Source organism: Exiguobacterium sp. FSL W8-0210 (assembly GCF_038006045.1).
Taxonomy (GTDB): domain Bacteria; phylum Bacillota; class Bacilli; order Exiguobacteriales; family Exiguobacteriaceae; genus Exiguobacterium_A.
The window spans coordinates 2,387,349-2,413,306 of the sequence record NZ_JBBOUK010000001.1 but is presented as its reverse complement, the minus strand read 5'-3'; the positions used below and the strand labels follow the sequence as shown (position 1 = coordinate 2,413,306).

Sequence of the window (25,958 nt, the reverse complement as noted above, 5' to 3'; positions counted from 1 at the left end):
TAGCTTGGTACAGTGATAACAAGATAAAGGAGCGGGAGTATGCAATCATTTTCTACGATTCGACTCAAGGATGGAGCGACGGACTATGTCGGTGCCTCGGCAACGCGGCTCCAGCAGGTCATCCGTCAGCTCGAAGATGGACTCGAACAATCTAACTATACCCGATTAATCACCCCCTTAATTGAGGAAATCGGTGGACGGGAACAGATTCGAATGGATTTTACGACTAGTGTCGCGCGTGCACTTAGCGAACGGGGTCGCGAACAATATAAACGTGTCTTCTACAGTGGCTCGGTCTTTCAACCGGAAGAGAAGTTCCAGGTCGGATTCGAGGAACGGGGACAAATTGCAGAAGTCGAAGCGATTCAACTCGCGGTCCGACTCGTCGAAGAACTGACAGGAAAAGAAGTCACACTCTCGATCGGTGATGCCGGTCTGATCGAGCATTTGATCGAGACGCGTGTCGGTGATCACCACTTACGCGACCAAGTGACACAGATGCTCCGTTTACGTAACGTCATCGAACTGAAGCGAATCGCGGGTCAACTCGATGATGCCTTACTTGCGAAACTTCCTTTATTATTCGGACGTGAAGGGGCAGAGACGATCCTACCGTACGTCGACGAGACACGACTCAATGCCGTGCTTGATCTCGCGGAAGCCGTCAATGCCGATCTCGACTTCGGTCAAATGGGCTTACAGACGTATTACGACGGGATCACGATCCACGGTTTCATCGAAGGTGTGACGGAACCCATCCTCGTCGGTGGACGCTACGACCGGCTTTATGAACAATTCGGACAAGAACAACAGGCGTTCGGCATCGGATTCTCGGTCGAACGGTTGGCGGAGGTGCTCTAAATGCGAATCGGAATTACGAAAGGACGGCTGTCGAAAGCGACAGAACGTTATCTAAAAGAAGCTGGCGTCGAGACATGGGGAGCCATTGAACGCGAACTAATCGTCAAACGGGGCGAGCACGAATTCGTCTTCATGAAAGGATCGGACCTGATCCCGTACGTCGCTCAAGGAGTTCTCGATGTTGCAATCACCGGCAGTGACATCTTACTCGAATCGGATCAAGAACTATCGGAACTCGCAGAATTACCGTTTGGTGTCTGCCGGATGTCCGTCTGTGCGAAAGAACCGCTACAATTCGAAGGTGGACGCCGCGTCCGGATTGCGACGAAGTATCCGGTCATCGCAAAACGCTACTTCAGCGAACTCGGTGTCGACGTCGACATCGTACCGTTGAACGGTTCGGTCGAGTTAGCACCGTTACTCGGACTTGCTGATGCAATCGTCGATATCGTCGAGACAGGTGAGACGTTACGGGCAAACGGACTAAATGAATACGAAAAAATCATCGATATCAGCGCTCGATTCTTTACGAGCGAATGGACGTTAAAACGGAAGCGGGTTGAAGTCATCCGCTTGCTGGAGCAATTGACAGAAGGAGTGACACGATCATGACACCGACAAAACCTTTCAGCATCGATCGCGACACAGAACTCGCGGTCCGCGCGATTCTCGAACGCGTCGCAACAGACGGTGACGCTGCTGTCCGCGATTATACGAACCAATTCGATCAGGTCGATCTCGAGGATTTCCGCCTCAGTGAAACACGGATCACACAAGCGTTCGAACAGGCAGACGCCAACTTGATCGACTCGTTGAAGTTGATGGCGACACGACTCGTCGAATGGCACGAACAGGAACTGCCGTCCGACATCGAACTCGTCGAAGCAGACGTGACACGACGTCAACGCTTCGTTCCCGTTGATTCAGTCGGGATCTACGTACCGGGTGGTGCAGCCAGTTATCCATCGACCGTCTTGATGAACGCCATTCCAGCGAAAGTTGCTGGGGTTGAACGCGTCGTCATGGTGACACCGATGACGAACTTAAGTGATGAGGTCCTCGTTGCAGCACGGATCGCTGGTGTGACAGAAATCTATACGATCGGTGGAGCACAAGCTGTCGCTGCGCTGACATTCGGAACAGAAAGCATCCAAGCCGTCGATTTGATCGTCGGACCCGGGAACCGCTTCGTCGCTGAAGCAAAACGCCAAGTCTACGGCATCGTTGGTATCGACTCGGTCGCCGGTCCATCGGAAGTCGTCGTCATCGCGGACGAAACGGCGCATCCGGACCGGATCGCAGCCGACTTACTTGCGCAAGCTGAACACGACCGTGACGCTGTCGCGATCGCCTTCGTGCCAACGGAAGAGATGAAACAAGCGGTGGATACGGAGATCGAGCGACGCTTACAGCAATTGCCGCGTCAAGAGATTGCCCGTCGCGCGATGGAAAACGGTGGCGTCTTCGTCGCTCCACTCGAAACAGCAATCGAAGAAGCGAATCGCCTCGCAGCGGAACACTTGGAACTTGCCGTTGCCAATCCGCAAGAGGTCGTCAAATCAATCCGTCACGCCGGGATGATTTTCCTCGGTCACGAAACACCGGAAACGCTTGGCGATTACGTCGCTGGAACCAACCACGTCTTACCGACATCCGGGACAGCCCGTTTTGCGTCTGGATTATCAGCGCGGACGTTTTTGCGTCACCAGACGATGCTCGAAGCCACTCGCGCAGGCGTACAACGTCTCGCGAACGCAGCGAAAACCGTTGCCCGGGTCGAAGGACTCGAAGCACACGCACAAGCCATCGAAGTGAGGGAAGACTAATGCGATTACACCAAAACGAACGATTCACGACCCACAGTCCAGTCGGGATCGAAGCGATCCAGGAATTGATCGCAACGTTCCCATTAAACGAATATCCTGTCGAAATCATCGATCAAGTCAAGGCATCGTACGCGACGTACGCTGGTGTCCGTCCGACGCAACTCGTCGCCGGAAACGGCTCGGACGAGTTGATCGGCTACTTATGTGCCCGCTACGGCGGACCCGGCATGCCGGTCATCGCCTCAGAACCGGATTTCGTCATGTATCAGTTCTATGCTGACCGCGCACGGGCACCGTTTGAACGCGTGCCGTTACTCGACGAGATGGCGCTTGACGTTGAGGGATTGATCGCAGCTCCTGGTGAGATCATCTTCTTGAGTCACCCGCATAATCCGTCCGGTGTCCTCCGCAAGGAAGCGGACATCCGTCGTTTGCTCGACAGTGGCAAATACGTCGTCATCGATGAGGCGTACATCGACTTCGCGCTCGAACAATCGATGCTTCACTTACTCGAGGAATATCCGAAAGCGATCATCTTACGGACGCTCTCGAAAGCGTTCGGACTCGCATCGCTCCGACTTGGTTTTGTCATCGCGAGCGAACAAATCATCCAAGAAATCGAACAGATTAAATCACCGTACAACGTCTCTGGTCTATCAGCAGCTGTCGGTATCGCCATCATGGCAGAACCGGAACTCGATCGGGTCTTAGAGGAAACGTATGCGAGCTGTGAAGCAATCGAACGGATTCTCGCGCCAATCGGCAAGACGTATCCGAGTGCAGCGAACTTCGTCTATGTCGAGTATCCGGAAGCTGAACGCTTTACGCAGCGTTGTGCTGACGCCGGATTACGGATTCGTTTGTTTGACCAAGCCTTCCGTGTCAGCTGTGGATCACCAGAAGCGATGCAAGTATTAGAAACGTGTGTAGAGGAGGAATTACGATGCGGCGTGGCGCAAGCGAACGAGTAAGTGCAGAGTCAGACATCAAGGTCGAGGTCGATCTCGCAGGAGGTCCGGTTGAAATCAAGACCGGTGTCGGCTTCTTTGATCATATGTTGACGTTATTCGCCTTTCAGGCCCGGATCGGTCTGAAGGTGACAGCAAAAGGTGATACGTGGATCGATGCGCACCATACGGTCGAAGATACAGCGATCGTTCTCGGGGCAGCGTTGACGGAAGCGCTCGGCGATAAAGCCGGGATTGAACGCTACGGTGAATCGCGTGTACCGATGGATGAGACACTCGCGTCGGTCGTACTCGATTTCAGCGGTCGTCCGTTCACGGTCTTCCGTGCTAGTTTCAAAAATCCGAAGCTCGGTGACTTTGATACGGAACTCGCAGAAGAGTTCTTCCAAGGCTTATCACGGAGTGCTCGAATGACGATCCATGCCGAAGTCTTATATGGCTCGAACACCCACCACATGATCGAAGGGTTGTTCAAAGCACTCGGTCGAGCCGTCCGTCAGGCAGTCGCCGTGACGAGCGAAGGCGTACCGTCTACGAAAGGGTTGATTGATCAATGATAGCAATCGTCGATTATGGCGTCGGGAATATCGCGAATGTCGAGCGGGCGTTAAAGGAGCTCGGCGAAGCAGTCATCGTTACGAGTGACACGGAGTTGCTTGACCAAGCAGAAGCACTCGTCTTACCGGGTGTCGGTGCTTATGCACCGGCAATGGAGCGCCTGAAGGAAACGGGACTCGTCGACTTCTTAAAAGAACAAGCGGAAAAGAAACCGTTTCTTGGGATTTGCCTCGGGATGCAACTGCTCTTTGAATCGAGTGACGAAGATGGCTTGACGGAAGGTCTCGGGATCTTACCGGGAACGATCGAAAAACTACCGAGCGACGTCCGCTTGCCGCACATGGGTTGGCACCAGCTGACGAACCACGGCGAAGCGGTCTATTTCGTCCACTCGTACGGCGCTGTCTGTGACCCAGAATGGATCGTCGACGCGGTCGAATACGGACGTCTCGTCCCAGCGATCGTTCAAAAAGGACAAGTCACCGGGATGCAGTTCCACCCAGAGAAGAGTGGCGAAGTCGGACTGAAACTACTGAAGGAATGGAGAGAGACGACATGCAACTCTACCCAGCAATCGATTTAATGAGCGGACAGGCCGTACGCCTGAAGCAAGGAGATTTTGACCAACAGACATTCTTCGGTGATGCGTTGACGATTGCGAAGCGCTTCAAGGAAGATGGGGCGACAGCGATCCACTTGATCGATCTTGATGGCGCGAAAGCCGGCGAACCGTTGCACTTGAACTTGATCGCCGACATCAAAAAGGAGACCGGTTTGTTCGTCGAAGCTGGTGGTGGTGTCCGTAACATCGAGACCGTCGAAGCGTACGTCGGTGCCGGAATCGACCGGATTCTCGTCGGCACGGTTGCCCTAGAAGACGAAGCGTTACTCGAGCAGATGATTGCTCTCGCTGGTGATAAACTGGCTGTTGCGTTAGATGCAAAAGAAGGTATCGTTCAAACACGCGGCTGGCTCGAAGCAAGCGGTTGGACGCTTGAAGAGGCAATGACACACCTGATCGGCAAAGGCATCAAGACGTTCCTGTATACAGACATTTCGCGTGACGGAATGATGATGGGACCGGACGTTGATGGACTCGATCGCTTGAAACGGGAAGGGGTCGAATTGATTGCTTCTGGTGGTGTGACGACAGTCGATGACGTCGCGCGCCTCAAAGAGATCGGGATGGACGGAGCGGTCGTCGGTCGGGCGTTACTCGACGGATCACTCGCCTTAAAAGAGGTGTTACGCGTATGTTGATGAAGCGGATCATTCCCTGTCTTGACGTCAAGGAAGGACGTGTCGTCAAAGGGGTCAAATTCCAGAACTTACGTGATCTTGGTGACCCGGTCGCCGTCGCGAAATACTATTACGAGCAAGGGGCGGACGAACTCGTTCTGCTTGATATCTCAGCAACACAAGAAGGGCGCGAGACGATGCTTGATATCGTCGAACGCGTCGCAGAAGTCATCTACATGCCGTTTACGGTCGGTGGCGGAATCAAGACGATCGAAGACGCGAAACGCTTGATTCGTGCCGGTGCTGACAAAGTCTCACTCAACTCATCAGCGCTTCAAAATCCACAACTGATTCAAGAAGTCAGCCGCCTGTTCGGTGTCCAAGCGACAGTCGTCGCAATCGATGCGAAACAGACCGGCGACTCATGGGGTGTCTTCTCACACGGGGGAACACAACCCGTCGGACGTGACGCGATCGAGTGGGCGCAGGAAGCCGTTGCCCTGGGTGCCGGTGAATTACTCGTCACTTCAATGGACGCTGACGGAACAAAAGACGGCTATGATCTCGCCTTAATCCGTCGTCTGCGTGAAGTCGTCAACGTGCCGATCATTGCTTCCGGTGGGGTCGGAACGCTCGATCACTTAGCGGAAGGACTAGAGGCAGGCGCTGACGCGGCTCTTGCTGCTTCAATCTTCCATGAAGCGACATACACGATGCCGGAAACGAAAGCTTACCTCAAAGAACGGGGAGTCGAAGTCCGATGACGACATTGAATTTTTCAAAAGGACTCGTCGCTGCCGTCGTCGTCGACGAGCAGACGAACGATGTCTTGATGGTCGGCTTCATGGACCAAGCCGCTTATGATAAGACGCTTGCGACCGGTCTTGTCACCTTCTTCTCGCGGACGAAGAATCGTCTCTGGACGAAAGGGGAAACGAGCGGGAACACGCTTGAACTCAAACGGATGTGGATTGACTGTGATCAAGATAGTCTCTTGATCACGGTCAAAGCGAATGGTCCGACATGCCATACAGGAAATCGTAGTTGTTTCTATACGGAAGTGGAGGTGCCCGATGTTATACGAACTGGAACAGACGGTCAAAGCGAAGATTGACGCGAAAGAAGCAGAATCCTATACGAACTATTTGATTGCTTCTGGATATGAGAAGATCGCGAAGAAGTTCGGCGAAGAGGCATTTGAAGTCGTTCTCGCTGGTAACGATACGTTAGCAGAAGAGACAGCAGACTTGTTGTATCACTTAACGGTCTTGCTCGCTGAGCGCGGTGTCTCATTCAAAGAAGTCGAAGCCGTCCTTAACGAACGTCACGGTACAAAATCGACGTTCAAGGATCGCCCGGATATTGAACAATGGTAAACGACATCCACATCGCAAAGGCGGTGTGGATTTTTGTATAAGCGGGAAAAGACAAACAGATGACGGTTGTCATCAAATCGACAGAATTTTTCGATAGGCACGCTGTCGCTTCAGAGCGTATAATCAAAGTGTTAGTCTTGTGTCATTAGAAAGTAGGTGTTCGGTTGGTTACCAAAAAAGAACTTAAGCAAACGATCAAGCAACAATCGAAAGAAACGATCGAAGAGCTACTCGCAAAAGGTGACTCCTTGAAAGAGGAGATCGCCAGTGCCATTACACACGGATTGGGTGTCATTTTCAGTATCGTCGCGCTCGTGATGTTGATCCTGCAGGCGACGAAATCCGGCAGCGCTTGGAACGTCACTGCTGTCAGTATCTTCGGGGCAACGATGATTCTCCTTTATCTGTTCTCGACCTTGATGCATTCGCTGATGCATACGAAAGCAAACAAGGTTCTACAAATTTTAGATCATGCTGGCATCTATTTGTTGATTGCCGGTAGTTATACACCGTTCGCTTTGATCACACTCCGTGGTCCGCTCGGCTGGACATTGCTCGGAATCGTCTGGGGTGTCGGAACGCTCGGCATCATCTGGAAGCTTTATTCGACCGGTAAATATGTCTGGATCTCGAATGCGTCTTATCTGATCCTCGGCTGGTGTTGTCTGTTTGCGATCAAGCCGATCTATGAAGCACTTGGATTACAAGGATTCTTACTGCTCCTCGGTGGTGGACTTGCGTACTCGCTCGGCGTCATCTTTTACGTCTGGGCACGCTTGCCGTATAACCACGCGATTTGGCATCTGTTCGTCCTTGCTGGTAGTGTGTTGATCTTCCTGTCGATTTTCTATTACGTTGCTCCAGCGACGATGTCATGAAGAAACTACGGCTCCGGGACTGGCTCCCGATCACGCTGTATTTTATGTTTGGACTTGGATTGCTCCTGTATTTCCGGATGTCGGGAATGTTGGAGCAATTCGACATTCAAGCATTATCGGATTGGGTACGGAATCAAGGTCTGACAGGGATGTTGCTCTATGTGCTCGCTTATACCGTCCGACCACTCGTCTTTTTTCCGGCGAGTCTTTTGACCGTCTTTGGCGGCTATACGTACGGTCCGTGGCTCGGGACATTACTTGATGTTATTGGTGCCGGTACGGGTGGATTACTCAGCTTTTGGATCGCCCGGTTGCTCGGTCGCCGTGGAGTTGAGAAGTTGATCGGGAAAGGGAAGCTGAACGTACTCGACGAACGGATTGCAACGAACGGCTTTCTCGTCGTCTTGATCGTCCGGTTGATTCCGCTATTTCCGTTTGACGCGATCAGCTACGCGTCCGGATTATCAAAAATCCGCTTTAAACAGTTCGCCATCGCGAACTATATCGGGATCATTCCCGGTGCATTCGTTTACAACAATATCGGCTCAAGCCTTCGTGATCCGTTCTCGTGGCAGTTCTTCCTCGCGATCGGTCTGTATGTCTTATTCTTTGCCGTGGGACTTGTCGCACAACAGATTCTCAAAAATAAACAAAAGAAAGAGCGTATGTAAGCGCTTTATGTCATAATATAAAGGCAGAGATGTGAACCGATACGGTAAAACAGCCTAGCATTTATTTAGGGGGAATCATGAGTGATGGAAAAAGTACTACGGGATGGTTTTATCTTCTTATCGCAAAACAAGACATTGAACGGTCTCGCCAAGCGATACGGGCTTAAATTCGGAGCAAGTCGCTTCGTGGCAGGGGATTCATTGGAAGCATCAAAACGGGCGATCCAGGAATTGAACGCAAAAGGGTTATGCGTCACGATGGACCATTTAGGGGAGTTCATCTCGACGGTAGCGGAAGCAGAGATGATGACACAAGAATGTATTCGTGCGGTTGAGATGATTGCGGAAGAAAAATTAGACTCGCAACTCTCGTTGAAACTGACATCACTCGGACTCGATATCTCGGACGACTTGATTCGCTCGAACATGGAACGGATCTTAACACGGGCGAAAGAACTCGGTGTCTTCGTCACGATCGATATGGAAGATGAGCCACGTTGTGAAAAGACGATTCAATTGTTTGAAGAATTGCGCCAATCTTTCGATAACATCGGAACAGTCATCCAGTCATACCTCTACCGGTCGGAAGATGACATCAAACGTGTCGGACGCTTCGAGACGAATCTCCGGATCGTCAAAGGGGCATACAAAGAGCCGGCAACGGTGGCATTTCCAGAGAAGGAAGATGTCGATCATAACTACATCAAGCTCGTGAAGTTACAATTATCACTCGGAAACTATGCTGCCGTCGCAACACATGACGATGCGATGATCGAGCAAGTTATCCGTTACGCTAAAGAAAACGGGATTGAAAAAGACCAGTTCGAATTCCAGATGTTGTTCGGCATCCGGGTTGAGCGTCAACTCGAACTCGTCAAACAAGGCTATAAAGTCCGTGTCTATGTCCCTTATGGACGTGACTGGTATGGTTACTTTATGCGCCGTTTAGCAGAACGACCGGCAAACGTTGCCTTCGTTCTCAAAGGAATGGTCAAAGGATAAGAAGAGAAGGCGATGCAACGCTGCATCGTCTTTTTGTATGAAAAATGCATAGTACACCGGACGTCCTCAGCATCTTCGCTTTCCTCAGGCGGGAAGTAAGCCGCGGCATCTCGCATTTCATGCGATTTGCCGGGTCTTCCTCTTCCCTGACGGAAGCATGGCTCATGCTTCCTTTTCCTGTAGGAGTCGAAGATGCCCGGTTCGTCTTAGATGAACTTATATCAAAAAGCGATCGATTCTATTGACGGAAATCGATCGCTTTTGAGTTCTTTGGATAACAAATGAGTGCATTCTCCTCACATGTCTTCACCCGACTCCTACAGGAAAAAGCGCGACGCTTCATCTCGCGCTGTCAGAGACAAACAAGACCCGGATTCGTCATCCGAGGGATGAGGAAGACTGGCTTGTGTCTCGCCTGAGGAAAGCGGGTGAGAAGACAGTGAGGTTACTGATGATGGAGTTTCATCGATCATTACGGCAAAATGACATTTCCTAAAAACAACATGCCTGCAAATACAAGAATGACAAGAAAGATAGAAGTCTGCGGGTGGAATCGCTTTTCTTGATATCGTCGAAAAATGCGTCTTCCGAGTTCAGGTATACCCATTAGAAAGACCATGTACAATAAGAAATATTGCCACCGCTCTAAAACATCAAGTGAATCGATATAAAACAACAGATTGATACCTAACGCTACTAATATGAACGTATAAAAAGTTGTATACGACATCCTATCTTTCCCTCACAGCTGTCGTCTGAAAAGCAAATAAACACGAGAAAGCATGGGCTTGATCCAGTAACCGATGCCCCGTTATGACGGCTCCTTCCTTTTGGATGACCGCTTCATCGAGTAACGTCCAGCCCCGTTCTTTCGCCAGCTGCAACAGTTCCCACGGCATCATCGTATTTCCCATCGCGACTTCCTCACCGTAGAGACGACGATAAGCAAGTTGCCGTGGTGCGGCTGTCGGACCAAGTAGACTGATGACGACAAGCGGGGCGACGCGTTCTATTTCTTCTAAAACCTTTACGGGATGTGTCGACCATTCGAGCGAGTTGACGGCGAGGACGACATCAAACGCATGATCGGCGAATGGCAATGCTTCACCCGTTCCAACGATGAACGTCTGCTCGGGTGACTTCTCACGGGCAATCCGGATCATTTCATCTGAGACATCGAGTCCGACTGTCTGAAAGTCGGGTGTCAGTAAGCGACAGGCTGCCCCATCACCGCAACCGAGATCAAGCAAACGACCACCGGTGATCGTTTTTCGTAAGAACGGCAAAACGGTTTTCCGACTGCCGTTCGTCCACATATCGTCAGCACGATCCGCCCAGTCAGCGGCTTTTTGATTCCATACATGCTCGGTTTGACTCATTTTCAACCACTCCTTTTATTCAGTCTAACAGGAAAATTTGTCCATTGACTGATTTTTTATTGCTACTGAATCATTATTCATTTATGATGAAGATGTAGAAGAAGCACACCAAAGTCGTTCGGCTTCTTTTTTTGTCAGTATAATGAATGGTTGTTCATTCAATTTAAAATCAGGGGGTATATCATGGCGAGTCAAATCGGTCAGCCGACCACAATCCAGTTGACGAAACACATCCAATTCGCCGTCATCATCGGTTCAGGGGTGATGGGTGCGGGCATCGCAGCACATCTTGCGAATGCTGGCATACGGACATTGATGCTTGATATCGTACCAAAAGAACTTACAGCACAAGAAGAGAAGCAGGGCTTGACGCTGAGTGATCCGCGCGTCCGCTCCCGCATCGCACGCGATAATCGCGAAAAACTCTTGAAACAAAATCCAGCACCACTCGCATCGAAAAAATTGATCGACTTCATCGAGGTCGGAAACTTAGAAGACGATTTAGAGCGTCTAAAAGAAGCAGACTGGATCGTTGAAGTCGTCGTCGAACGACTCGATGTCAAACAGCAATTGTTTAAAACGATCGAACCGTTCATTCGGGAAGACGCGATCGTCAGCTCGAATACATCGGGCATCTCGATCGAAGCGATGCGTGAAGGACGCTCGGAATCGTTCAACCGTCGTTTCCTTGGGACACACTTCTTTAACCCACCACGTTATCTGAAGTTGCTTGAGTTGATTCCGACGTCAGACACGGATCCACGTGTCGTCGACTTCATGAAACAATTCGCTGAGGAACGACTCGGAAAAGGCGTCGTCATCGCGAAGGACACACCGAACTTCATCGGCAACCGGATCGGGACATACGGTCTCCTCGTGACAATGGATGAGATGAAAAAAGGTGGCTATTCGATCGGGGAGGTCGATTCGGTCACAGGCCCACTCCTTGGTCGCCCAGGGTCAGCGACGTTCCGGACACTCGACGTCGTCGGCATCGACACGTTCGTTCATGTTGCAAACAACGTCTATGACTTGTTGCCAGAAGGCGAAGAGAAGGAGACGTTCGCGGTTCCGGCTGAAATGCGTCACCTTGTCGAACAAGGAGCACTTGGTGCGAAGACAGGTCAAGGCTTCTATAAGAAAGTCGGAAAACAGATCCTTGAACTTGATCTCGAGACATTTGAGTACGTCGAAAAGAAAGCGCTTACTGAACCGTCGATCGGACAAGCCAAAGCACTTCCGGGCGCAAAAAACAAACTGAAAGCCGTCGTCTTCGCACAAGATCGTGTCGGTGCCTTACTCTGGCCGATCCATGCGAAAACATTGCTCTACTCGGCTCAGCTGACGGGAGAAATCGCAGACGACATCAAAGCGATCGACGAAGCAATGAAATGGGGCTTCGGTTGGAAGATGGGACCGTTCGAGACATGGGACGCACTCGGTGTCGAGAAGACGGTCGCAAAGATGAAACAAGACGGTTACGCAGTACCGGCATGGGTCGATGAGATGCTCGCAGCAGGAAAAACGAGCTTCTATGATGCGTCCGGTCGTCATTATGACGTTGCAACGAAAGACTACGTCGGAGCAACGGTCAATCCGAAGGAGATCCGACTCCGCGACGTCCGGAAGTCAAACGGTGTTTTACTTGAGAACAACGGAGCACGCTTGCTTGATATCGGCGACGACATCGCAGTCCTCGAGTTCACATCGAAGAGCAATGCAATCGGTGTCGACATCATGCAGATGATTGAACAGTCGGTCGATCTCGTCGAGAAAAATCACCGCGGTCTCGTCATCGCAAACGATGGCAAGAACTTCTGTGTCGGTGCGAACCTAGCGATGATGCTGATGGAAGCGGAAGATGAGAACTGGTTCGAGCTCGACTGGATCATCAACAAGTTCCAACAATCGATTCAAAAGATTCGCTACGCATCGCGTCCGATCGTCGCTGCCCCACAAGGAATGACGCTTGGTGGCGGTACAGAGATCTCGCTTCCGGCAGCTCGTCTGCAAGCTGGTCTTGAAACGTACATGGGTCTCGTCGAAGTCGGTGTCGGTCTGATTCCGGGAGGTGGCGGAAACGTCAACACGTACCGTCGACTGCTAGAAAACACACCGGACGGACTCGTCAACATCGAGAAAGCAGCGCAAAAAACGTTCGAGAACGTCGCGATGGCAAAAGTCTCAAAATCAGCCTTTGAAGCGCGGGAACTCGGATATGTCCGCTCCGTTGATCAGATCTCGATGAACCGCGATCACTTGACGTATGATGCGAAACAACTCGTCCTCGAACTCGACCGGACTGGCTATACGGCACCCGCGAAAGCGAAGATTCCAGTCGTCGGTCGTGCGGGGAAAGCGACGCTTGAACTCGCAACACGCGAAATGTTCTACGGCGGGTATATCTCGGAGCATGACTTAAAAATCGCCAGTAAACTCGCACACGTCATCGCCGGTGGAAACGTCGCCTTCGGTAGCCACGTCGATGAACAATATATGCTCGACATCGAACGGGAAGCCTTCTTGAGCCTGATCGGTGAGATGAAGACACAACAACGGATGCAGCACATGCTCGTCAAAGGCAAGCCGCTTCGTAACTGAGGACTGGGGGGATTCGGATGAAGGAAGCAGTAATCGTCGCCGGTGCACGAACACCGGTCGGAAAAGCAAAAAAGGGCGCATTCAAGTCAATGCGCTCAGATGAATTAGCAGGCATCGCCATCCAGGAAACGTTGAAACGGTCCGGCTACACGGGAGCGGTCGATGACGTCATCCTCGGATGTGCCTTACCTGAAGCAGAGCAGGGGATGAACATCGCTCGCTATGCTTCAGTCCTCGGTGGATTATCCCATGAGGTACCGGCGATCACGATCAACCGGTATTGCTCAAGTGGATTACAATCGATCGCTGACGCGGCAATGAAGATCATGACGGGGCAAGCAACCGCTGTCGTCGCCGGTGGACTCGAATCGATGAGTCAAGTCCCGATGCCAGGTCACGTCGTCCGACCTAATCCGTCGATCGTCGACACGGCACCAGAGTACTACATGAGCATGGGGCATACAGCGGAGCAAGTCGCTGCGACCTACAATGTCTCACGGGAAGATCAAGATGCGTTTGCGTTGAAGAGTCACCAAAAAGCAGCGGCCGCAATCGCAGCCGGTAAGTTCGCAGACGAGATCATCCCGGTAACGGTGACGGAACAATTCGTCAATGATGAACTGAAAATCGAAGAGAAGACATTCGTCGTCGAACACGATGAAGGCGTTCGCCCGGATTCGTCACCGGAAGGTCTTGCAAAACTTCGCCCAGCGTTCAGCCTCGGCGGCAGCGTCACAGCAGGGAACTCTTCGCAGACGTCAGACGGTGCCGCAGCTGTCCTCGTCATGGAACGAGAAGAAGCAGAACGCCAAGGGTTACCGATTCTCGGTAAGTTCAAATCGTTCGCGGTCGGTGGTGTCCGTCCGGAAGTGATGGGGATCGGACCAGTCGTCGCGATTCCGAAGGCACTGGACCTCGCAGGCATCACGCTTGAGGACGTCGGATTGATCGAGTTGAACGAAGCGTTCGCTTCGCAGTCACTCGGTGTCATCCGCGAGCTTGGATTAAACGAAGACATCGTCAACGTCAACGGTGGAGCGATCGCCCTCGGTCACCCCCTCGGTTGTACAGGAACAAAACTCACATTGACACTCTTGCATGAAATGAAACGCCGGAATGTCCAGTATGGTGTCGTCTCGATGTGTATCGGTGGCGGAATGGGCGCAGCAGGTGTATTCGAACTAGTTGAAGGAGGAACAGGACAATGAGCCAAACGACAAACGAATTAATCAAAGGTGGCAGTTTCGTATTAGATGAGTTAGCACCAGAACGTCTCTTCACACCAGAGGATTTCTCGGAAGAACACAAAATGGTCGGTGACATGACAGCGAAGTTCGTCGAAGATCGTGTCGTTCCTGTCCTTGACCGAATCGAAAAACACGAGTTCGAATTATCAGTCGGTCTCCTCCGTGAAGCAGGCGAATTAGGTCTACTCGGTGCAGACGTTCCGGAAGCATACGGCGGCTATCAGATGGATAAGATTTCGTCTTCAATCATTACGGAAAAGTTCGCACGTGGTCGTTCATTCGCCCTCAGCTACGGCGCACACGTCGGAATCGGTTCGTTGCCAATCGTCTTCTTCGGTAACGAAGAGCAAAAGCATAAATACTTGCCGAAACTCGCTTCAGGGGAGTGGATCGCTTCTTATGCATTGACGGAGCCAGGCTCTGGTTCGGATGCCCTCGGTGCCAAAACGACAGCTGTCTTGAATGAAGCAGGGACACACTATATCCTGAACGGTGAAAAACAATGGATCACGAACGCTGGTTTTGCAAGCTTGTTCGTCGTCTACGCAAAAATCGACGGTGACAAGTTCACAGCCTTCCTCGTCGAAGGATCGTATCCAGGCGTCTCGACAGGCGTCGAGGAACAGAAGATGGGGATCAAAGGGTCATCGACACGGACATTGATCTTACAAGATGCAGAAGTACCAGTCGATAACGTCCTCGGTGAGATCGGACGCGGCCACGTCATCGCCTTCAATATCTTGAACGTCGGTCGTTACAAACTCGCTGTCGGTGCTGTCGGTTCTTCAAAACGAGCAATTGATCTCGCAGTCCAGTACTCGAATGAACGTAAGCAGTTCAAAACACCAATCAGCTCGTTCCCATTGATTCAAGAAAAACTCGCGACGATGGCAGCACAGACGTATGCGATGGAAAGCTCAGTCTACCGGACGGGTGGTTTGTTCCAAGATAGCCTTGATCAGCTGTCGGAAGAAGAGAGCAAAGACGGTAAGAAAATCGCCGATGCCATCGCGGAGTATGCGATTGAATGCTCGATGAACAAAGTCTTTGCTTCGGAAACATTTGATTATGTCATCGATGAAGCGGTTCAGATTCACGGTGGTTACGGCTTCATGGCAGAATATGAAGTCGAGAACATGTACCGCGATTCACGGATCAACCGGATCTTCGAAGGAACGAACGAGATCAACCGTCTTCTCGTTCCAGGAACGTTGCTGAAGAAAGCGATGAAAGGCGAGTTGCCGTTGCTTGCGGAAGCACAGCGTCTGCAACAAGAAGTGATGAGCTTCATGCCGACAGAAATCGGAACAGCACCACTTGATCGCGAACGCCACTTACTCGCGATGATGAAGAAGATCTTCTTGTTGACTGCCGGAACAGCGGTCCAGAAATACCAGGACAAACTCCAAGGCGAGCAAGAGATTTTAGCGAATACAGCTGACATCATGAGTGCGATCTATGCGCTGGAGTCAGCAATCGTCCGGACGGACAAAGCGATTGCCGACAAAGGAATCGAGAAGAGCGAACTGAAAGTCCGTTACACGGAAGTCTTCGCACAACAAGCGTTCGAAGCTGTCGAGCGTGATGCGAAAGAGACACTCTACGCGGCAGCAAGCGGCGACGAACTCCGGATGTTGCTCTCGGCACTCAAAAAATTCAGCCGTTACCAGCCGATCAACGTCATCGGTACGAAACGCGACATCGCAAAACGCCTCATCGAGTCAAACAAATATACGGTCTAAGTCAGGTTTACCGCTTCGCCTTTGCAGGGAAAATCTCTGTAAAGGCGAAGTTTTTGGTTGGAGGAGGAAAACGAGATGCGCCAAGAATTGGTTGAACTGCAATTTGCGATTGCCTACTATCAATCCCTTGAACGTTTGTCGCCGGAAGAATGGGATCTGCCGCTTGCCCTTAACAAGTGGACTGTCCTTGAGTGCGTCAGCCACCTCTATTTATGGGACCGGTTTTATTACGATCATGCCATCTCGAAGTTACCGGATGAACCGCTGACACTGGTCGAGACGGATTTTGATCAGTTCAATCGACTGGCGGTCGAATATGCGCATCATATCGATCCGCTTGCTTTGTTAAAAAAAGCGATCAGCGTCCGGCGTGATATCGTCGATCACCTCAATCGTCTGTCTGATGAGCAATTTGCGGCGACCTATGAGAATTTCCGACCGCAAGAATTCGTCGAATCGTTCGTTGCCCATGACGCCCATCATCAAGATCAGATTGACAGGGCGCTCGCACGCTTGAAGCAGAAGTGATCCATCTGCTACTCTTGAAGGTGAGGTGAGAAACATGACAAAAACAGTCACGATGTACGGCTATCCGAAATGTAGTACGTGCGTCAAAGCAAAAAAAGCACTCGAACAGCACGGTGTCGAAGTGGATTACAAACATATTGTCGAGGAGACACCATCTGCAACGACGATTCAGGAACTTCATCAAAAGAGTGGAGAGCCACTGAAGAAATTCTTCAACACGAGCGGTCAATCGTATCGTTCGCAAGGAATCAAGGACAAACTTCCCACGTTATCGGAAGACGAGCAATACAAGTTGCTCGCAAGTGACGGCATGTTGTTGAAGCGTCCGATTGTCACAGACGGGAAAGACGTCACGATTGGCTTTAAAGAAGAAATGTATCAAGGAAAATGGTATTAAGTTCAGAGGCGATTTTGGTATACTGAACACGTTAGTCCAAATTAGTCCACAGGGGGAATCGGAAATGAGTAAAGTAAAAGACAACTTACGCTATTCGGAAGAACATGAATGGGTCGAAGTATCAGGAAACAAGGCGCGTATCGGAATCACGGATTTCGCGCAACACGAACTCGGGGATATCGTCTTCGTCGAATTGCCTGAAGTCGGGGATACGATCTCAGCAAACGAGCCATTCGGTTCAGTCGAGTCGGTCAAGACAGTCTCGGAATTATACGCACCGATCTCTGGTAAAGTCGTTGCCATCAACGAAAACCTTTCGGATTCCCCAGAACTCGTCAACGAGTCACCATTCGAAGGCGCTTGGATGGTCGACATCGAAATCGAAGATGCTTCACAAGTCGAAGCATTGATGGATGCTGCAGCATACAAATCGATGATCAACGAGTAATACTTAACGAAAAGAGAGTGAACGAGGCGCTTGCGTTTCGTCCGCTCTCTTTTTTTTGTATACTGACGACAGATACCACGAAGAAAGGAGCGACCCCGATGCAAGAAGTCACGACCGTCCCAGAAAACGGGCTATTGTATGTCTATGCACCGATGTGCGGGACATGCGCCATCGCGGAACGTATGCTCGATATCGTCGAAGCGACGGAATCAGGTCAATCGATTCAGAAGGCGAACGGGAATTTCATTCCGGATTTCTTAGAAGAAGCCCGTGTCATGAGTGTTCCTGCGTTGTTGCGAATTGAAGAAAACCAAGTCGTAGAGCGACTTTATGCTTTCCAGTCTGTCCAAAACGTCTTTGCTTTCTGTCAAGAACGGTAAGAAAAGTCCGATTGGATTTTTCTTTTTGTTAAATTGTCGGAATATTTACAATAATCCGTTGACAACGCAGAAATATGAATGGTATATTCATAACAACTTCTAGAAATGCATTATAGGAAGTCTAGCAGAGATGATCGTTCAATACGATTCAAGTCCTGAACCCTTTCTCCCATCCTAAGCCGGTGTATTGTTTCCCCTTAAGTCGTCCCCCAAAGACGAAGCGGTGCAATGAACGGGTGGTGGATCGAAAGGACCGATCAGGAAGTGAACGTAAGCTGGCGATCATGTCGAACAGGCGCCGTCCTCCACGCGGAAGAGCGAACAATTCCGAATGGAGCTGGGTTTTCCTTCGTAGCATTTCTAACCACATTATTCGTGTTGTCGGTTCGCCGGCAACGCCTTTTTTTTGTTTTCTGGAAGTTTTTTCGAGCCGGTCGCTTGCCAGGATAGAATCTCCTTGCTACAATGCGAATAAGGAAAATTACTTTAATTCATATCCGATTACTCGGAATTAACTGGTGAGATGGAGGACGACAAGGCATGACAGTACGTTTTATGGATGTTTTCACAGAATGGGCATCAACGTATGACGAGACAGTAACCGGACATGATCCGGAGTATAAAGAGGTTTTTCGTCGATACGATGAGATTTTGGATACAGTAGCGGATAAAGCGCAGTCGCCGGTCATTGAATTCGGAGCAGGCACAGGGAACCTGACACAACGTCTTCTGGCACGTCACGACGCCGTACTCGCCGTCGAACCAAGTCCGGAGATGCGGGCAATCCTGACGGAAAAGATTCCGTCGCTTGATGTACAGGATGGTCACTTCCTCTCGTTCGAGGCGAAGGAAGCACGCAGTTTTGTTTCGACGTATGCGTTTCATCATCTAAAAGATGAGGAAAAGGGAGAAGCAATCGAACTGATGGCATCACATTTACCGGCAGACGGAAAAATCGTCTACGCGGATACGATGTTCGTCTCAGAAGAGGCACGCCTGCAAACGATTCGCGAAGCACGCGCTCAAGGGTTCGATGCGTTAGCGGACGATCTCGAACGCGAGTTTTACCCGTTGATTCCAGTCATGGAAGAATTGTTTACAGTACGGGGATTCACTGTTAACTTCACACAATACAATCACTTCGTCTGGCTCGTAGAAGCCGAGAAAATGGGGGAATAAATCATGGCACTTCAAAAAATGAACGTCGAAAGCTTTAACCTGGATCACACGAAAGTCAAAGCACCTTATATCCGTGTCGCGGGTTATAAAGAAGGTAAAGTCGACCAAGTCGTCAAATACGATATCCGTTTCACACAACCAAACGTTGAGCAAATGCCGATGCGTGCGATGCACACACTCGAGCACTTACTTGCTGAAAACATCCGCAACTACTCGGATGATGTCATCGATGTCTCGCCGATGGGATGCCAAACAGGTTTCTACATGGCGATGATGAACTTCGACTCTGTCGAAAAAATGAGCGAACTCGTTGAGAAGACGTTGAAAGACGTCCTTGCAGCAGAGGAGATTCCAGCGCAAAACGAAGTCCAATGTGGATTTGCGAGCGCACATGACCTCAAAGGAGCGAAGCACTATGCCGAGAAAATGCTTGCCGGTCGTGATGAATGGGACATCGTCTTCGGATGATCGCGAACAACGTCCGCGACCTCGTCGGAAACACACCACTCTACGAGATCACTTCATTCGATTTGCCTGCTGGTACGCGCATTTTGGCGAAGCTCGAATGGATGAACCCTGGGGGCAGCGTCAAAGACCGCCTTGGCATTCAACTCGTTGATGCAGCAATCGAAAACGGACATGTGACACCAGGCGGTACGATCATTGAGCCGACAGCCGGGAATACCGGCATCGGCTTGGCGCTCGCCGCTAAAAAATACAATCTTCAAGTCATCTGTGTCGTTCCGGAAAAATTCAGTCAGGAAAAACAGACGTTGATGCGGGCACTCGGCGCAACCGTCGTCAACACGCCGACTGAACTCGATATGCAAGGGGCTATCGACCGGGCAAAAGAACTCGGTCAGGAAATTCCGAACAGTTACGTTCCGTTACAATTCGAAAACGAAGAGAACCCAGTCACGTATCAGCGGACACTCGGTCCTGAGCTGATTGCGGACTTGCCGCACATCGACTGGTTCGTTGCCGGTTGTGGTTCAGGTGGTACGTTCGCCGGAACAGCGGACTTCTTAAAACAACGTCTCGGTACAAAAGCAGCGATCGTCGAACCGGAAGGCTCCGTCTTAAATGGTGGTCCAGCCGGTCCGCATAAGACAGAAGGCATTGGAACAGCGAAATGGCCAAGTCTCGTTCCGCGTGAACTCGTCGACGAGATTCATACGATTTCTGACCGCGATGCATTTGACGCGGTTCATACACTCGCTGCTCGCGAAGGATTACTCGTTGGTAGTTCAGCAGGTGCAGCGCTCGTTGCTGCGCTTGATATCGCGAAGCGTCACCCCGGCAGTACGATCGTCACCGTCTTCGCAGACAGTGCCGAACGCTACTTAAGCCAACAAATCTTTGAAAAGGTGGACGAAACTCATGCGTAAGAAGACAGCATTGATTCATGGAGGAACAGGTGTCGACCGGGCAACAGGAGCCGTCACACCTCCGATCTATCAAACAAGCACATACAAGCAGGATAAAATCGGTCAACTTAAGGACGGATACGAATACTCACGGACAGCGAACCCAACACGGACGAGCATCGAACGATTGATTGCGGATCTCGAGGGCGGCGCACGTGGTTTTGCCTTCGGTTCTGGGATGGCAGCGATCCATGCCGTCTTCCACTTGCTTGAGTCTGGCGACCACATCGTCATGACGGATGACGTCTACGGTGGTACGTTCCGCTTGATGCAACGCGTCTTACCAAAGTTCAACATCCAAGTGACATTCGTCGATACGACGGACCTTGCAGCGACGGAAGCAGCGATCCAAGACAACACGAAGATCGTCTACGTCGAAACACCGACGAACCCGTTGTTGAAAGTAACGGACATCGCAGCCATCGCAACGATTGCCAAACGTCACGATCTTAAACTCGTCGTCGACAACACGTTCGCGACTCCATATCATCAACAACCACTCGCGCTTGGTGCAGACATCGTCTTGCACAGTGCAACAAAATACATCGGCGGACACTCGGACGTCGTCGCTGGACTTGTCGTCGTCAAAGATGATGCGCTCGGCGAAGAGCTTCACTTCATCCAAAACTCGACAGGCGGCGTACTTGGACCGCAAGACAGCTTCTTGCTCGTCCGTGGTCTTCGTACACTCGGTATCCGGATGGATGCGATCGAAGAGACAGCACATGATCTCGTTGCGTTCCTACAAGCGCAAGATATTGTCTCAAACATCTTCTACCCGGGACTTGCATCGCATCCTGGTCACGACATCCAAGCGAAACAAGCGACTGGGTTTGGTGGGATGATCAGCTTTGATGTTGGTTCAGCAGCGAATGCAGAAAAACTCGTCGAGGCGACACACTTCTTCACACTTGCTGAGAGTCTTGGTGCCGTCGAGAGTCTGATTTCCGTTCCGGCACGGATGACGCACGCGTCGATCCCAGCAGAGCGTCGGGCAGAACTCGGCATCACAGACGGTCTCGTTCGGATTTCAGTTGGACTTGAGGACGCGGAAGATTTGAAAGAAGACTTAACACGTGCTTTCACGTTCCTCGAAAAAGTTTCTGAAAAAACTGTTTGACAACAAAAATAACCCCTGCTAATATTCAGAATATATTCTACAAACTTAATACCGAAACTCTTATCGAGAGTGGTGGAGGGACTGGCCCGATGAAACCCGGCAACCGCGGATCTAATCCGAAGTGGTGCTAATTCCAGCAGACAAAAGTCTGGGAGATGAGAGCAAATGGTTTTGTGTACTGAAAAGTGCGCGCGTTTGCTCTAAAACGCGCGCACTTTTTTTATTTTAGGAGGGACAGTTGTGATTCGTTTACAAGACGTAGGAAAGATTTATCGCTCAAAGCGCGGAGCGGTCGAAGCTGTCGCGAATGTCGATCTGACAATCGAACGCGGTGAAATTTTTGGAATAATCGGTTATTCCGGAGCAGGGAAATCGACCTTGATCCGATTGCTGAATATGCTTGAAGCACCAACGAGTGGTTCGATCCAAATCGATGGTGTTGAAATGACATCACTAAAACCAAAGGAATTACGAGGCGTCCGTAAGAATGTCTCGATGGTCTTCCAACATTTCAACTTATTGTGGTCACGAACAGTTGAAGAGAACATCATGTTCCCACTCGAGCTCGGTGGCTTCCCGAAAGCACACCGCAAGGAACGGGTAGCGGAACTGATCCAACTCGTTGGTTTGGACGGACGCGAAAAAGCCTATCCGTCACAATTATCCGGTGGTCAAAAACAACGTGTCGGTATCGCTCGGGCACTGGCATCGAACCCGGACGTTCTCTTATGTGACGAGGCAACAAGTGCACTCGATCCGAAGACGACGGACTCAATCCTTGAGTTACTCGTTGACATCAATGAAAAACTGAAACTGACGATCGTCTTGATCACACACGAGATGCACGTCATTCAAAAAATCTGTCACCGGGTCGCCGTCATGGAAGCCGGTAAAATCGTCGAGCAAGGACCGGTCGCAGAGGTCTTCCGTCATCCGAAGCAAGCGATGACGAAGGAGTTCGTCAAACAATTGACGTCGCCTTCGGAAAACGAGTTGACGTTCGCGAAACTACGCGAACGGTACCCAACCGGAAAAATCGTTCAGTTGACGTTCGTCGGATCAACAGCGGAAAGCCCGATCCTCGCGGAAGTCATGAAGGATTCACCGGTCCTGTTCAACATCATCGGCGGAAACGTCGGTCAATCACAGGAAGGGGCACTCGGTACACTGTTCATTCAGTTGATCGGGGAAACAGCAGCAACACAAGCGGTCATCACGAAGCTTCAAGCCAGTGATGTTGAAGTGGAGGTGGATCACCGATGATTTCATTCTTTGACAACCTAGATTGGGACATGGTGTGGGAAGCGACAGGCAGTACCGTCTATATGACGGCAATCGCTGGGTTTTCAACATTCGTTCTCGGTTTGATCATTGGTTTACTATTGTATGCGACAAACGAAGAGTTATTGTTCAAGAATCGGGCGTTCTATTCAGTGTTGAGCTTGATCGTCAACGTCTTCCGTTCGATTCCGTTCATCATCTTACTGATCTTATTGATTCCATTTACGACAGCGATCGTCGGTTCGTTCCTCGGACCAACGGCAGCATTACCGGCACTGATTTTCGGTGCTGCACCATTTTACGGTCGGATGGTTGAACTCGCGTTACGCGAAGTCGATAAAGGTGTCATCGAGGCAGCGGAATCGATGGGCGCGACGAAGTTCCAAATCATCTATAAAGTCTTAATCCCAGAAGCATTGCCTGCCATCGTTTCTGGTATCACGGTCACACTCGTCTCACTTGTCGGTTATACGGCAATGGCCGGAGTAGTCGGCGGAGGTGGACTTGGGGACATGGCCTTCATCGAAGGATTCCAGCGTTCTCAAAACGATGTCATCGTCATTGCGACACTCTTAATCTTAGCGATCGTCTTCGTCATCCAAATCATTGGTGATTTGCTGATCCGTGCGATCGATAAACGTTAATTCAAATTTTATTCATATTGGAGGAATCATTCATGAAAGTTTGGAAAAAATTCGTAGGTACTGCCGCTGTATCCGTTTTAGCAATCAGCCTTGCTGCATGTGGCGAAAAATCATCAGGATCAGGTAGCGACGACAAAACACTCGTCATCGGTGCTTCAAACGTACCGCACGCTAAGATTCTTGAGCACGTCAAAAAAGAATACGAAGCAAAAGGTTACAAGCTTGAAATCAAGAAGTTCCAAGATTACGTACTTCCGAACAAAGCGCTCGCTTCAAAAGAAATCGATGCGAACTACTTCCAGCACGTACCGTATCTTGAGCAACAAGAGAAAGAAAACAAATCGTATAAGTTTGCGAACGCAGGTGGCGTCCACGTTGAACCACTCGGTATCTACTCGAAGAAATACAAGTCACTCGATAAGTTGCCAAACGGTGCAACGATCTTAACGAGCTCAAACGTCGCGGAACGCGGTCGTGTCTTGACGTTCCTTCAAAACGAAGGGTTGATCAAGCTTAAAGACGGTAAAACGACAGATGCACAACTCGGTGATATCGCAGAGAACCCGAAGAAACTCAAGTTCAAGACGAACATCGAAGCTTCACTTCTTCCGCAAGCTTACAAAAACAATGAAGGTGACGCCGTCCTCATCAACACGAACTATGCGATCGATAACGGTCTGAACCCATTGAAAGACGCGATCGCTTCGGAAGATGAGTCGTCACCATACGTCAACATCATCGTCACACGTGACGGCGATGAGAAAGACAAGCGTGTCACGACACTTCTCGATGTCTTGCACGAAAAGAAAAACCAAGATTGGATCCTCGACAAGTACAAAGGTGCAGTCGTTCCAGTCAGCAAATAAGTTTACCGAATCCGGCATCCTTCCTATATAATGGAAGGATGCTTTTCATTTGTCTGAAACAGGGGTTAGGGGGAATCATATGCAACGCATTCGTCAACTGCATCCGTTGACACTCGGGGTCTTGTTCGGGACGTTTTTCTCGCGTCTCGGAACGTTCATCACGATGCCGTTCTTCGCCATCTACATGACGACCGTCTTGAAGTTTGATCCGGTCGATGTCGGCTGGGTCCTCAGTATCTCAGCGATCGCCAGCCTCATTATGAGTTTCATCGGTGGTACCTTGTCGGATCGGTATGGTCGCCGGGCGATGATGCTTGCCGGAACGATCGGATTCGCGATCGTCTTCATCGCGCTGGCACAAGTCGAGACGTTCTGGGCATTCTTTACGCTCAGTGCCTTGAACGGGGTCTGTCGCTCAATCTTCGAGCCATCTGCTCGTGCCTTGATCAGTGATACGACGGATGAAGCGAACCGGTTGTTCGTCTTCAATATCCGTTACGCGATGATCAACATCGCAGCAGCGATCGGACCGGGAATCGCTTTACTGCTGAGTGCAGGGAACACGTCCGCGACGTTTTACATCACGGCGTTCGTCTATATCGTGTACGGGGTGATGATTGGTATCTTATTCAAACGCCATCCGATCACCGAGACGCATGGTGGGAAAAAGGTGTCGTTTGGAGCAACGGTTCGTCTGTTGCGGACGGATATCGCCTTTACACTGGCACTTGCCGGCATCATCTTCGGCGTCTTTGGCTACAGCCAGTTCAACTCGACCTTGCCACAGTTCTTGACGGAGACGTCACTCCTTGAAGGCGGTAAGACACTCTATGCGATCTTGATCACGATCAATGCGATCACCGTCTTAATCGTCCAATATCCGATCATGAAGTTTGGTATGAAGACGTCACCACTCGTCTCGATCACGACCGGGATTGCGACTGTTGCGATCGGATTGTTCATCATGGGAAATGCGAACGCGATCTGGTTGATGATCGTCGCGATGTTCATTTTCACGTGCGGGGAAGTCATGATGTTCACGATGACCGACATCTTGACCGATCGGTTCGCGAAGCCGGAATTACGGGGTAGTTATTTCGGAGCGATGGGCTTGACGTCGATCGGACAATCAATCGGTCCGATCGCCGGAGGACATTTGTTAAGTTTATATGGAGCGGACCGTCCGTTACCGATTTTCGGGATATTAGCGGGCTTGACATTATTCGGAATACCACTGCTCTTACTGTCACAACGGATTCATCGGGCTTCGACGATCGAGGAACTCGAGGAACCGGTGAAACTTTCGAATGATTCTCAACAAAACGCGTGATTTTGAGAAA

The 25,958-nt window shown here is 50.6% G+C and carries 27 protein-coding genes, 1 pseudogene and 1 riboswitch; of the genes and pseudogenes, 27 read left to right on the top strand and 1 reads right to left on the bottom strand.

Annotated elements, in window-relative coordinates; translation table 11 throughout:
* The first annotated feature begins 39 nt into the window (after positions 1-39).
* The 12 genes and pseudogenes from MKY22_RS12610 (at position 40) to MKY22_RS12555 (ending at position 9,379) form a co-directional block, all read left to right on the top strand.
* Positions 40-861 (top strand): ATP phosphoribosyltransferase regulatory subunit, encoded by an 822-nt coding sequence (locus MKY22_RS12610; RefSeq protein WP_056062903.1) that lies wholly within the window; start codon positions 40-42, stop codon positions 859-861.
* Entirely contained in the window at positions 862-1,473 is a 612-nt protein-coding gene (gene hisG / locus MKY22_RS12605; protein WP_023469189.1) for an ATP phosphoribosyltransferase, read from the top strand.
* Positions 1,470-2,687, top strand: a complete 1,218-nt coding sequence (gene hisD / locus MKY22_RS12600) for a histidinol dehydrogenase (protein WP_064299439.1) — start codon at positions 1,470-1,472, stop codon at positions 2,685-2,687. The genes hisG and hisD overlap by 4 nt, the downstream gene beginning before the upstream one ends.
* Positions 2,687-3,658, top strand: coding sequence for a pyridoxal phosphate-dependent aminotransferase (locus MKY22_RS12595; protein WP_341088983.1), 972 nt, complete (start codon positions 2,687-2,689; stop codon positions 3,656-3,658). The genes hisD and MKY22_RS12595 overlap by 1 nt, the downstream gene beginning before the upstream one ends.
* Complete coding sequence (hisB, locus tag MKY22_RS12590; RefSeq protein WP_035396348.1) at positions 3,631-4,212, top strand: imidazoleglycerol-phosphate dehydratase HisB; 582 nt, start codon at positions 3,631-3,633, stop codon at positions 4,210-4,212. The genes MKY22_RS12595 and hisB overlap by 28 nt, the downstream gene beginning before the upstream one ends.
* Positions 4,209-4,796 (top strand): imidazole glycerol phosphate synthase subunit HisH, encoded by a 588-nt coding sequence (hisH, locus tag MKY22_RS12585; RefSeq protein WP_029342451.1) that lies wholly within the window; start codon positions 4,209-4,211, stop codon positions 4,794-4,796. Before hisB ends, hisH begins: the two co-directional genes overlap by 4 nt.
* Positions 4,769-5,473 (top strand): 1-(5-phosphoribosyl)-5-[(5-phosphoribosylamino)methylideneamino]imidazole-4-carboxamide isomerase, encoded by a 705-nt coding sequence (gene hisA, locus MKY22_RS12580; protein ID WP_029342450.1) that lies wholly within the window; start codon positions 4,769-4,771, stop codon positions 5,471-5,473. Before hisH ends, hisA begins: the two co-directional genes overlap by 28 nt.
* Positions 5,467-6,216: an imidazole glycerol phosphate synthase subunit HisF gene (gene hisF, locus MKY22_RS12575; protein ID WP_023469183.1), complete on the top strand. Its 750-nt coding sequence runs from the start codon at positions 5,467-5,469 to the stop codon at positions 6,214-6,216. The genes hisA and hisF overlap by 7 nt, the downstream gene beginning before the upstream one ends.
* A pseudogene (gene hisIE, locus MKY22_RS12570) lies at positions 6,213-6,828 on the top strand (bifunctional phosphoribosyl-AMP cyclohydrolase/phosphoribosyl-ATP diphosphatase HisIE). Before hisF ends, hisIE begins: the two are co-directional and overlap by 4 nt.
* A gap of 218 nt (positions 6,829-7,046) precedes the next feature.
* Positions 7,047-7,706 carry a PAQR family membrane homeostasis protein TrhA gene (gene trhA, locus MKY22_RS12565; protein ID WP_035396436.1) on the top strand — a complete coding sequence of 220 codons (660 nt, stop codon included), beginning with the start codon at positions 7,047-7,049 and terminating at the stop codon, positions 7,704-7,706.
* The gene (locus MKY22_RS12560) at positions 7,703-8,377 is read left to right on the top strand and encodes a TVP38/TMEM64 family protein (protein ID WP_290779020.1); all 675 of its coding nucleotides are present in this window, start codon (positions 7,703-7,705) and stop codon (positions 8,375-8,377) included. Before trhA ends, MKY22_RS12560 begins: the two co-directional genes overlap by 4 nt.
* An 84-nt stretch (positions 8,378-8,461) precedes the next feature.
* The gene (locus MKY22_RS12555) at positions 8,462-9,379 is read left to right on the top strand and encodes a proline dehydrogenase family protein (RefSeq protein WP_029342446.1); all 918 of its coding nucleotides are present in this window, start codon (positions 8,462-8,464) and stop codon (positions 9,377-9,379) included.
* Between the two features lie 731 nt (positions 9,380-10,110).
* Here the strand turns inward: MKY22_RS12555 and MKY22_RS12550 are convergent.
* Entirely contained in the window at positions 10,111-10,758 is a 648-nt protein-coding gene (locus MKY22_RS12550) for a class I SAM-dependent methyltransferase (RefSeq protein WP_341088982.1), read from the bottom strand.
* 183 nt (positions 10,759-10,941) lie between these two features.
* On the opposite strand from MKY22_RS12550, the gene MKY22_RS12545 reads away from it, so the two are divergent.
* From MKY22_RS12545 to MKY22_RS12475, 15 genes are all read left to right on the top strand, one after another.
* Positions 10,942-13,359: a 3-hydroxyacyl-CoA dehydrogenase/enoyl-CoA hydratase family protein gene (locus MKY22_RS12545; protein WP_341088981.1), complete on the top strand. Its 2,418-nt coding sequence runs from the start codon at positions 10,942-10,944 to the stop codon at positions 13,357-13,359.
* A gap of 17 nt (positions 13,360-13,376) precedes the next feature.
* On the top strand, positions 13,377-14,567 hold the full coding sequence (locus MKY22_RS12540) for an acetyl-CoA C-acetyltransferase (RefSeq protein WP_341088980.1): 1,191 nt from the start codon (positions 13,377-13,379) through the stop codon (positions 14,565-14,567).
* A complete protein-coding gene (locus tag MKY22_RS12535; protein ID WP_023469171.1) occupies positions 14,564-16,348 on the top strand; it encodes an acyl-CoA dehydrogenase family protein in 1,785 nt (594 codons plus the stop codon). Before MKY22_RS12540 ends, MKY22_RS12535 begins: the two co-directional genes overlap by 4 nt.
* Positions 16,349-16,423: 75 nt before the next feature.
* Positions 16,424-16,876: a DinB family protein gene (locus MKY22_RS12530; protein ID WP_341088979.1), complete on the top strand. Its 453-nt coding sequence runs from the start codon at positions 16,424-16,426 to the stop codon at positions 16,874-16,876.
* A gap of 34 nt (positions 16,877-16,910) precedes the next feature.
* Complete coding sequence (locus MKY22_RS12525; protein WP_341088978.1) at positions 16,911-17,273, top strand: arsenate reductase family protein; 363 nt, start codon at positions 16,911-16,913, stop codon at positions 17,271-17,273.
* A 64-nt stretch (positions 17,274-17,337) separates the two neighbouring features.
* On the top strand, positions 17,338-17,721 hold the full coding sequence (gene gcvH, locus MKY22_RS12520; RefSeq protein WP_290779038.1) for a glycine cleavage system protein GcvH: 384 nt from the start codon (positions 17,338-17,340) through the stop codon (positions 17,719-17,721).
* Positions 17,722-17,819: 98 nt separating this feature from the next.
* Positions 17,820-18,101: a thioredoxin family protein gene (locus MKY22_RS12515; RefSeq protein WP_023469167.1), complete on the top strand. Its 282-nt coding sequence runs from the start codon at positions 17,820-17,822 to the stop codon at positions 18,099-18,101.
* Between the two features lie 540 nt (positions 18,102-18,641).
* Positions 18,642-19,280: a class I SAM-dependent methyltransferase gene (locus MKY22_RS12510; protein ID WP_341088977.1), complete on the top strand. Its 639-nt coding sequence runs from the start codon at positions 18,642-18,644 to the stop codon at positions 19,278-19,280.
* Positions 19,281-19,283: 3 nt separating this feature from the next.
* A complete protein-coding gene (locus MKY22_RS12505) occupies positions 19,284-19,748 on the top strand; it encodes an S-ribosylhomocysteine lyase (RefSeq protein WP_023469165.1) in 465 nt (154 codons plus the stop codon).
* Positions 19,745-20,668 (top strand): PLP-dependent cysteine synthase family protein, encoded by a 924-nt coding sequence (locus MKY22_RS12500; RefSeq protein ID WP_214727857.1) that lies wholly within the window; start codon positions 19,745-19,747, stop codon positions 20,666-20,668. The genes MKY22_RS12505 and MKY22_RS12500 overlap by 4 nt, the downstream gene beginning before the upstream one ends.
* Positions 20,661-21,827: a bifunctional cystathionine gamma-lyase/homocysteine desulfhydrase gene (locus MKY22_RS12495; RefSeq protein WP_214727831.1), complete on the top strand. Its 1,167-nt coding sequence runs from the start codon at positions 20,661-20,663 to the stop codon at positions 21,825-21,827. The genes MKY22_RS12500 and MKY22_RS12495 overlap by 8 nt, the downstream gene beginning before the upstream one ends.
* A gap of 57 nt (positions 21,828-21,884) precedes the next feature.
* A riboswitch (SAM riboswitch) is annotated at positions 21,885-21,989 on the top strand.
* 78 nt (positions 21,990-22,067) lie between these two features.
* The gene (locus MKY22_RS12490; protein ID WP_195864563.1) at positions 22,068-23,090 is read left to right on the top strand and encodes a methionine ABC transporter ATP-binding protein; all 1,023 of its coding nucleotides are present in this window, start codon (positions 22,068-22,070) and stop codon (positions 23,088-23,090) included.
* Positions 23,087-23,752, top strand: a complete 666-nt coding sequence (locus MKY22_RS12485) for a methionine ABC transporter permease (RefSeq protein ID WP_214727833.1) — start codon at positions 23,087-23,089, stop codon at positions 23,750-23,752. The genes MKY22_RS12490 and MKY22_RS12485 overlap by 4 nt, the downstream gene beginning before the upstream one ends.
* Before the next feature lie 32 nt (positions 23,753-23,784).
* Positions 23,785-24,618, top strand: a complete 834-nt coding sequence (locus MKY22_RS12480) for a MetQ/NlpA family ABC transporter substrate-binding protein (RefSeq protein WP_341088976.1) — start codon at positions 23,785-23,787, stop codon at positions 24,616-24,618.
* Between the two features lie 79 nt (positions 24,619-24,697).
* Positions 24,698-25,948 (top strand): MDR family MFS transporter, encoded by a 1,251-nt coding sequence (locus tag MKY22_RS12475; RefSeq protein ID WP_223040728.1) that lies wholly within the window; start codon positions 24,698-24,700, stop codon positions 25,946-25,948.
* Positions 25,949-25,958: the final 10 nt, after the last annotated feature.

Excerpts from the sequence above, each read along its gene's own strand:
- MKY22_RS12610 (WP_056062903.1), top strand. The coding sequence starts at position 40 with ATGCAATCATTTTCTACGATTCGACTCAAGGATGGAGCGACGGACTAT.
- hisG (WP_023469189.1), top strand. The coding sequence starts at position 862 with ATGCGAATCGGAATTACGAAAGGACGGCTGTCGAAAGCGACAGAACGT.
- hisD (WP_064299439.1), top strand. The coding sequence starts at position 1,470 with ATGACACCGACAAAACCTTTCAGCATCGATCGCGACACAGAACTCGCG.
- MKY22_RS12595 (WP_341088983.1), top strand. The coding sequence starts at position 2,687 with ATGCGATTACACCAAAACGAACGATTCACGACCCACAGTCCAGTCGGG.
- hisB (WP_035396348.1), top strand. The coding sequence starts at position 3,631 with ATGCGGCGTGGCGCAAGCGAACGAGTAAGTGCAGAGTCAGACATCAAG.
- hisH (WP_029342451.1), top strand. The coding sequence starts at position 4,209 with ATGATAGCAATCGTCGATTATGGCGTCGGGAATATCGCGAATGTCGAG.
- hisA (WP_029342450.1), top strand. The coding sequence starts at position 4,769 with ATGCAACTCTACCCAGCAATCGATTTAATGAGCGGACAGGCCGTACGC.
- hisF (WP_023469183.1), top strand. The coding sequence starts at position 5,467 with ATGTTGATGAAGCGGATCATTCCCTGTCTTGACGTCAAGGAAGGACGT.
- MKY22_RS12560 (WP_290779020.1), top strand. The coding sequence starts at position 7,703 with ATGAAGAAACTACGGCTCCGGGACTGGCTCCCGATCACGCTGTATTTT.
- MKY22_RS12555 (WP_029342446.1), top strand. The coding sequence starts at position 8,462 with ATGGAAAAAGTACTACGGGATGGTTTTATCTTCTTATCGCAAAACAAG.
- MKY22_RS12550 (WP_341088982.1), bottom strand. The coding sequence starts at position 10,758 with ATGAGTCAAACCGAGCATGTATGGAATCAAAAAGCCGCTGACTGGGCG.
- MKY22_RS12545 (WP_341088981.1), top strand. The coding sequence starts at position 10,942 with ATGGCGAGTCAAATCGGTCAGCCGACCACAATCCAGTTGACGAAACAC.
- MKY22_RS12540 (WP_341088980.1), top strand. The coding sequence starts at position 13,377 with ATGAAGGAAGCAGTAATCGTCGCCGGTGCACGAACACCGGTCGGAAAA.
- MKY22_RS12535 (WP_023469171.1), top strand. The coding sequence starts at position 14,564 with ATGAGCCAAACGACAAACGAATTAATCAAAGGTGGCAGTTTCGTATTA.
- MKY22_RS12530 (WP_341088979.1), top strand. The coding sequence starts at position 16,424 with ATGCGCCAAGAATTGGTTGAACTGCAATTTGCGATTGCCTACTATCAA.
- MKY22_RS12525 (WP_341088978.1), top strand. The coding sequence starts at position 16,911 with ATGACAAAAACAGTCACGATGTACGGCTATCCGAAATGTAGTACGTGC.
- gcvH (WP_290779038.1), top strand. The coding sequence starts at position 17,338 with ATGAGTAAAGTAAAAGACAACTTACGCTATTCGGAAGAACATGAATGG.
- MKY22_RS12515 (WP_023469167.1), top strand. The coding sequence starts at position 17,820 with ATGCAAGAAGTCACGACCGTCCCAGAAAACGGGCTATTGTATGTCTAT.
- MKY22_RS12510 (WP_341088977.1), top strand. The coding sequence starts at position 18,642 with ATGACAGTACGTTTTATGGATGTTTTCACAGAATGGGCATCAACGTAT.
- MKY22_RS12505 (WP_023469165.1), top strand. The coding sequence starts at position 19,284 with ATGGCACTTCAAAAAATGAACGTCGAAAGCTTTAACCTGGATCACACG.
- MKY22_RS12500 (WP_214727857.1), top strand. The coding sequence starts at position 19,745 with ATGATCGCGAACAACGTCCGCGACCTCGTCGGAAACACACCACTCTAC.
- MKY22_RS12495 (WP_214727831.1), top strand. The coding sequence starts at position 20,661 with ATGCGTAAGAAGACAGCATTGATTCATGGAGGAACAGGTGTCGACCGG.
- MKY22_RS12485 (WP_214727833.1), top strand. The coding sequence starts at position 23,087 with ATGATTTCATTCTTTGACAACCTAGATTGGGACATGGTGTGGGAAGCG.
- MKY22_RS12480 (WP_341088976.1), top strand. The coding sequence starts at position 23,785 with ATGAAAGTTTGGAAAAAATTCGTAGGTACTGCCGCTGTATCCGTTTTA.
- MKY22_RS12475 (WP_223040728.1), top strand. The coding sequence starts at position 24,698 with ATGCAACGCATTCGTCAACTGCATCCGTTGACACTCGGGGTCTTGTTC.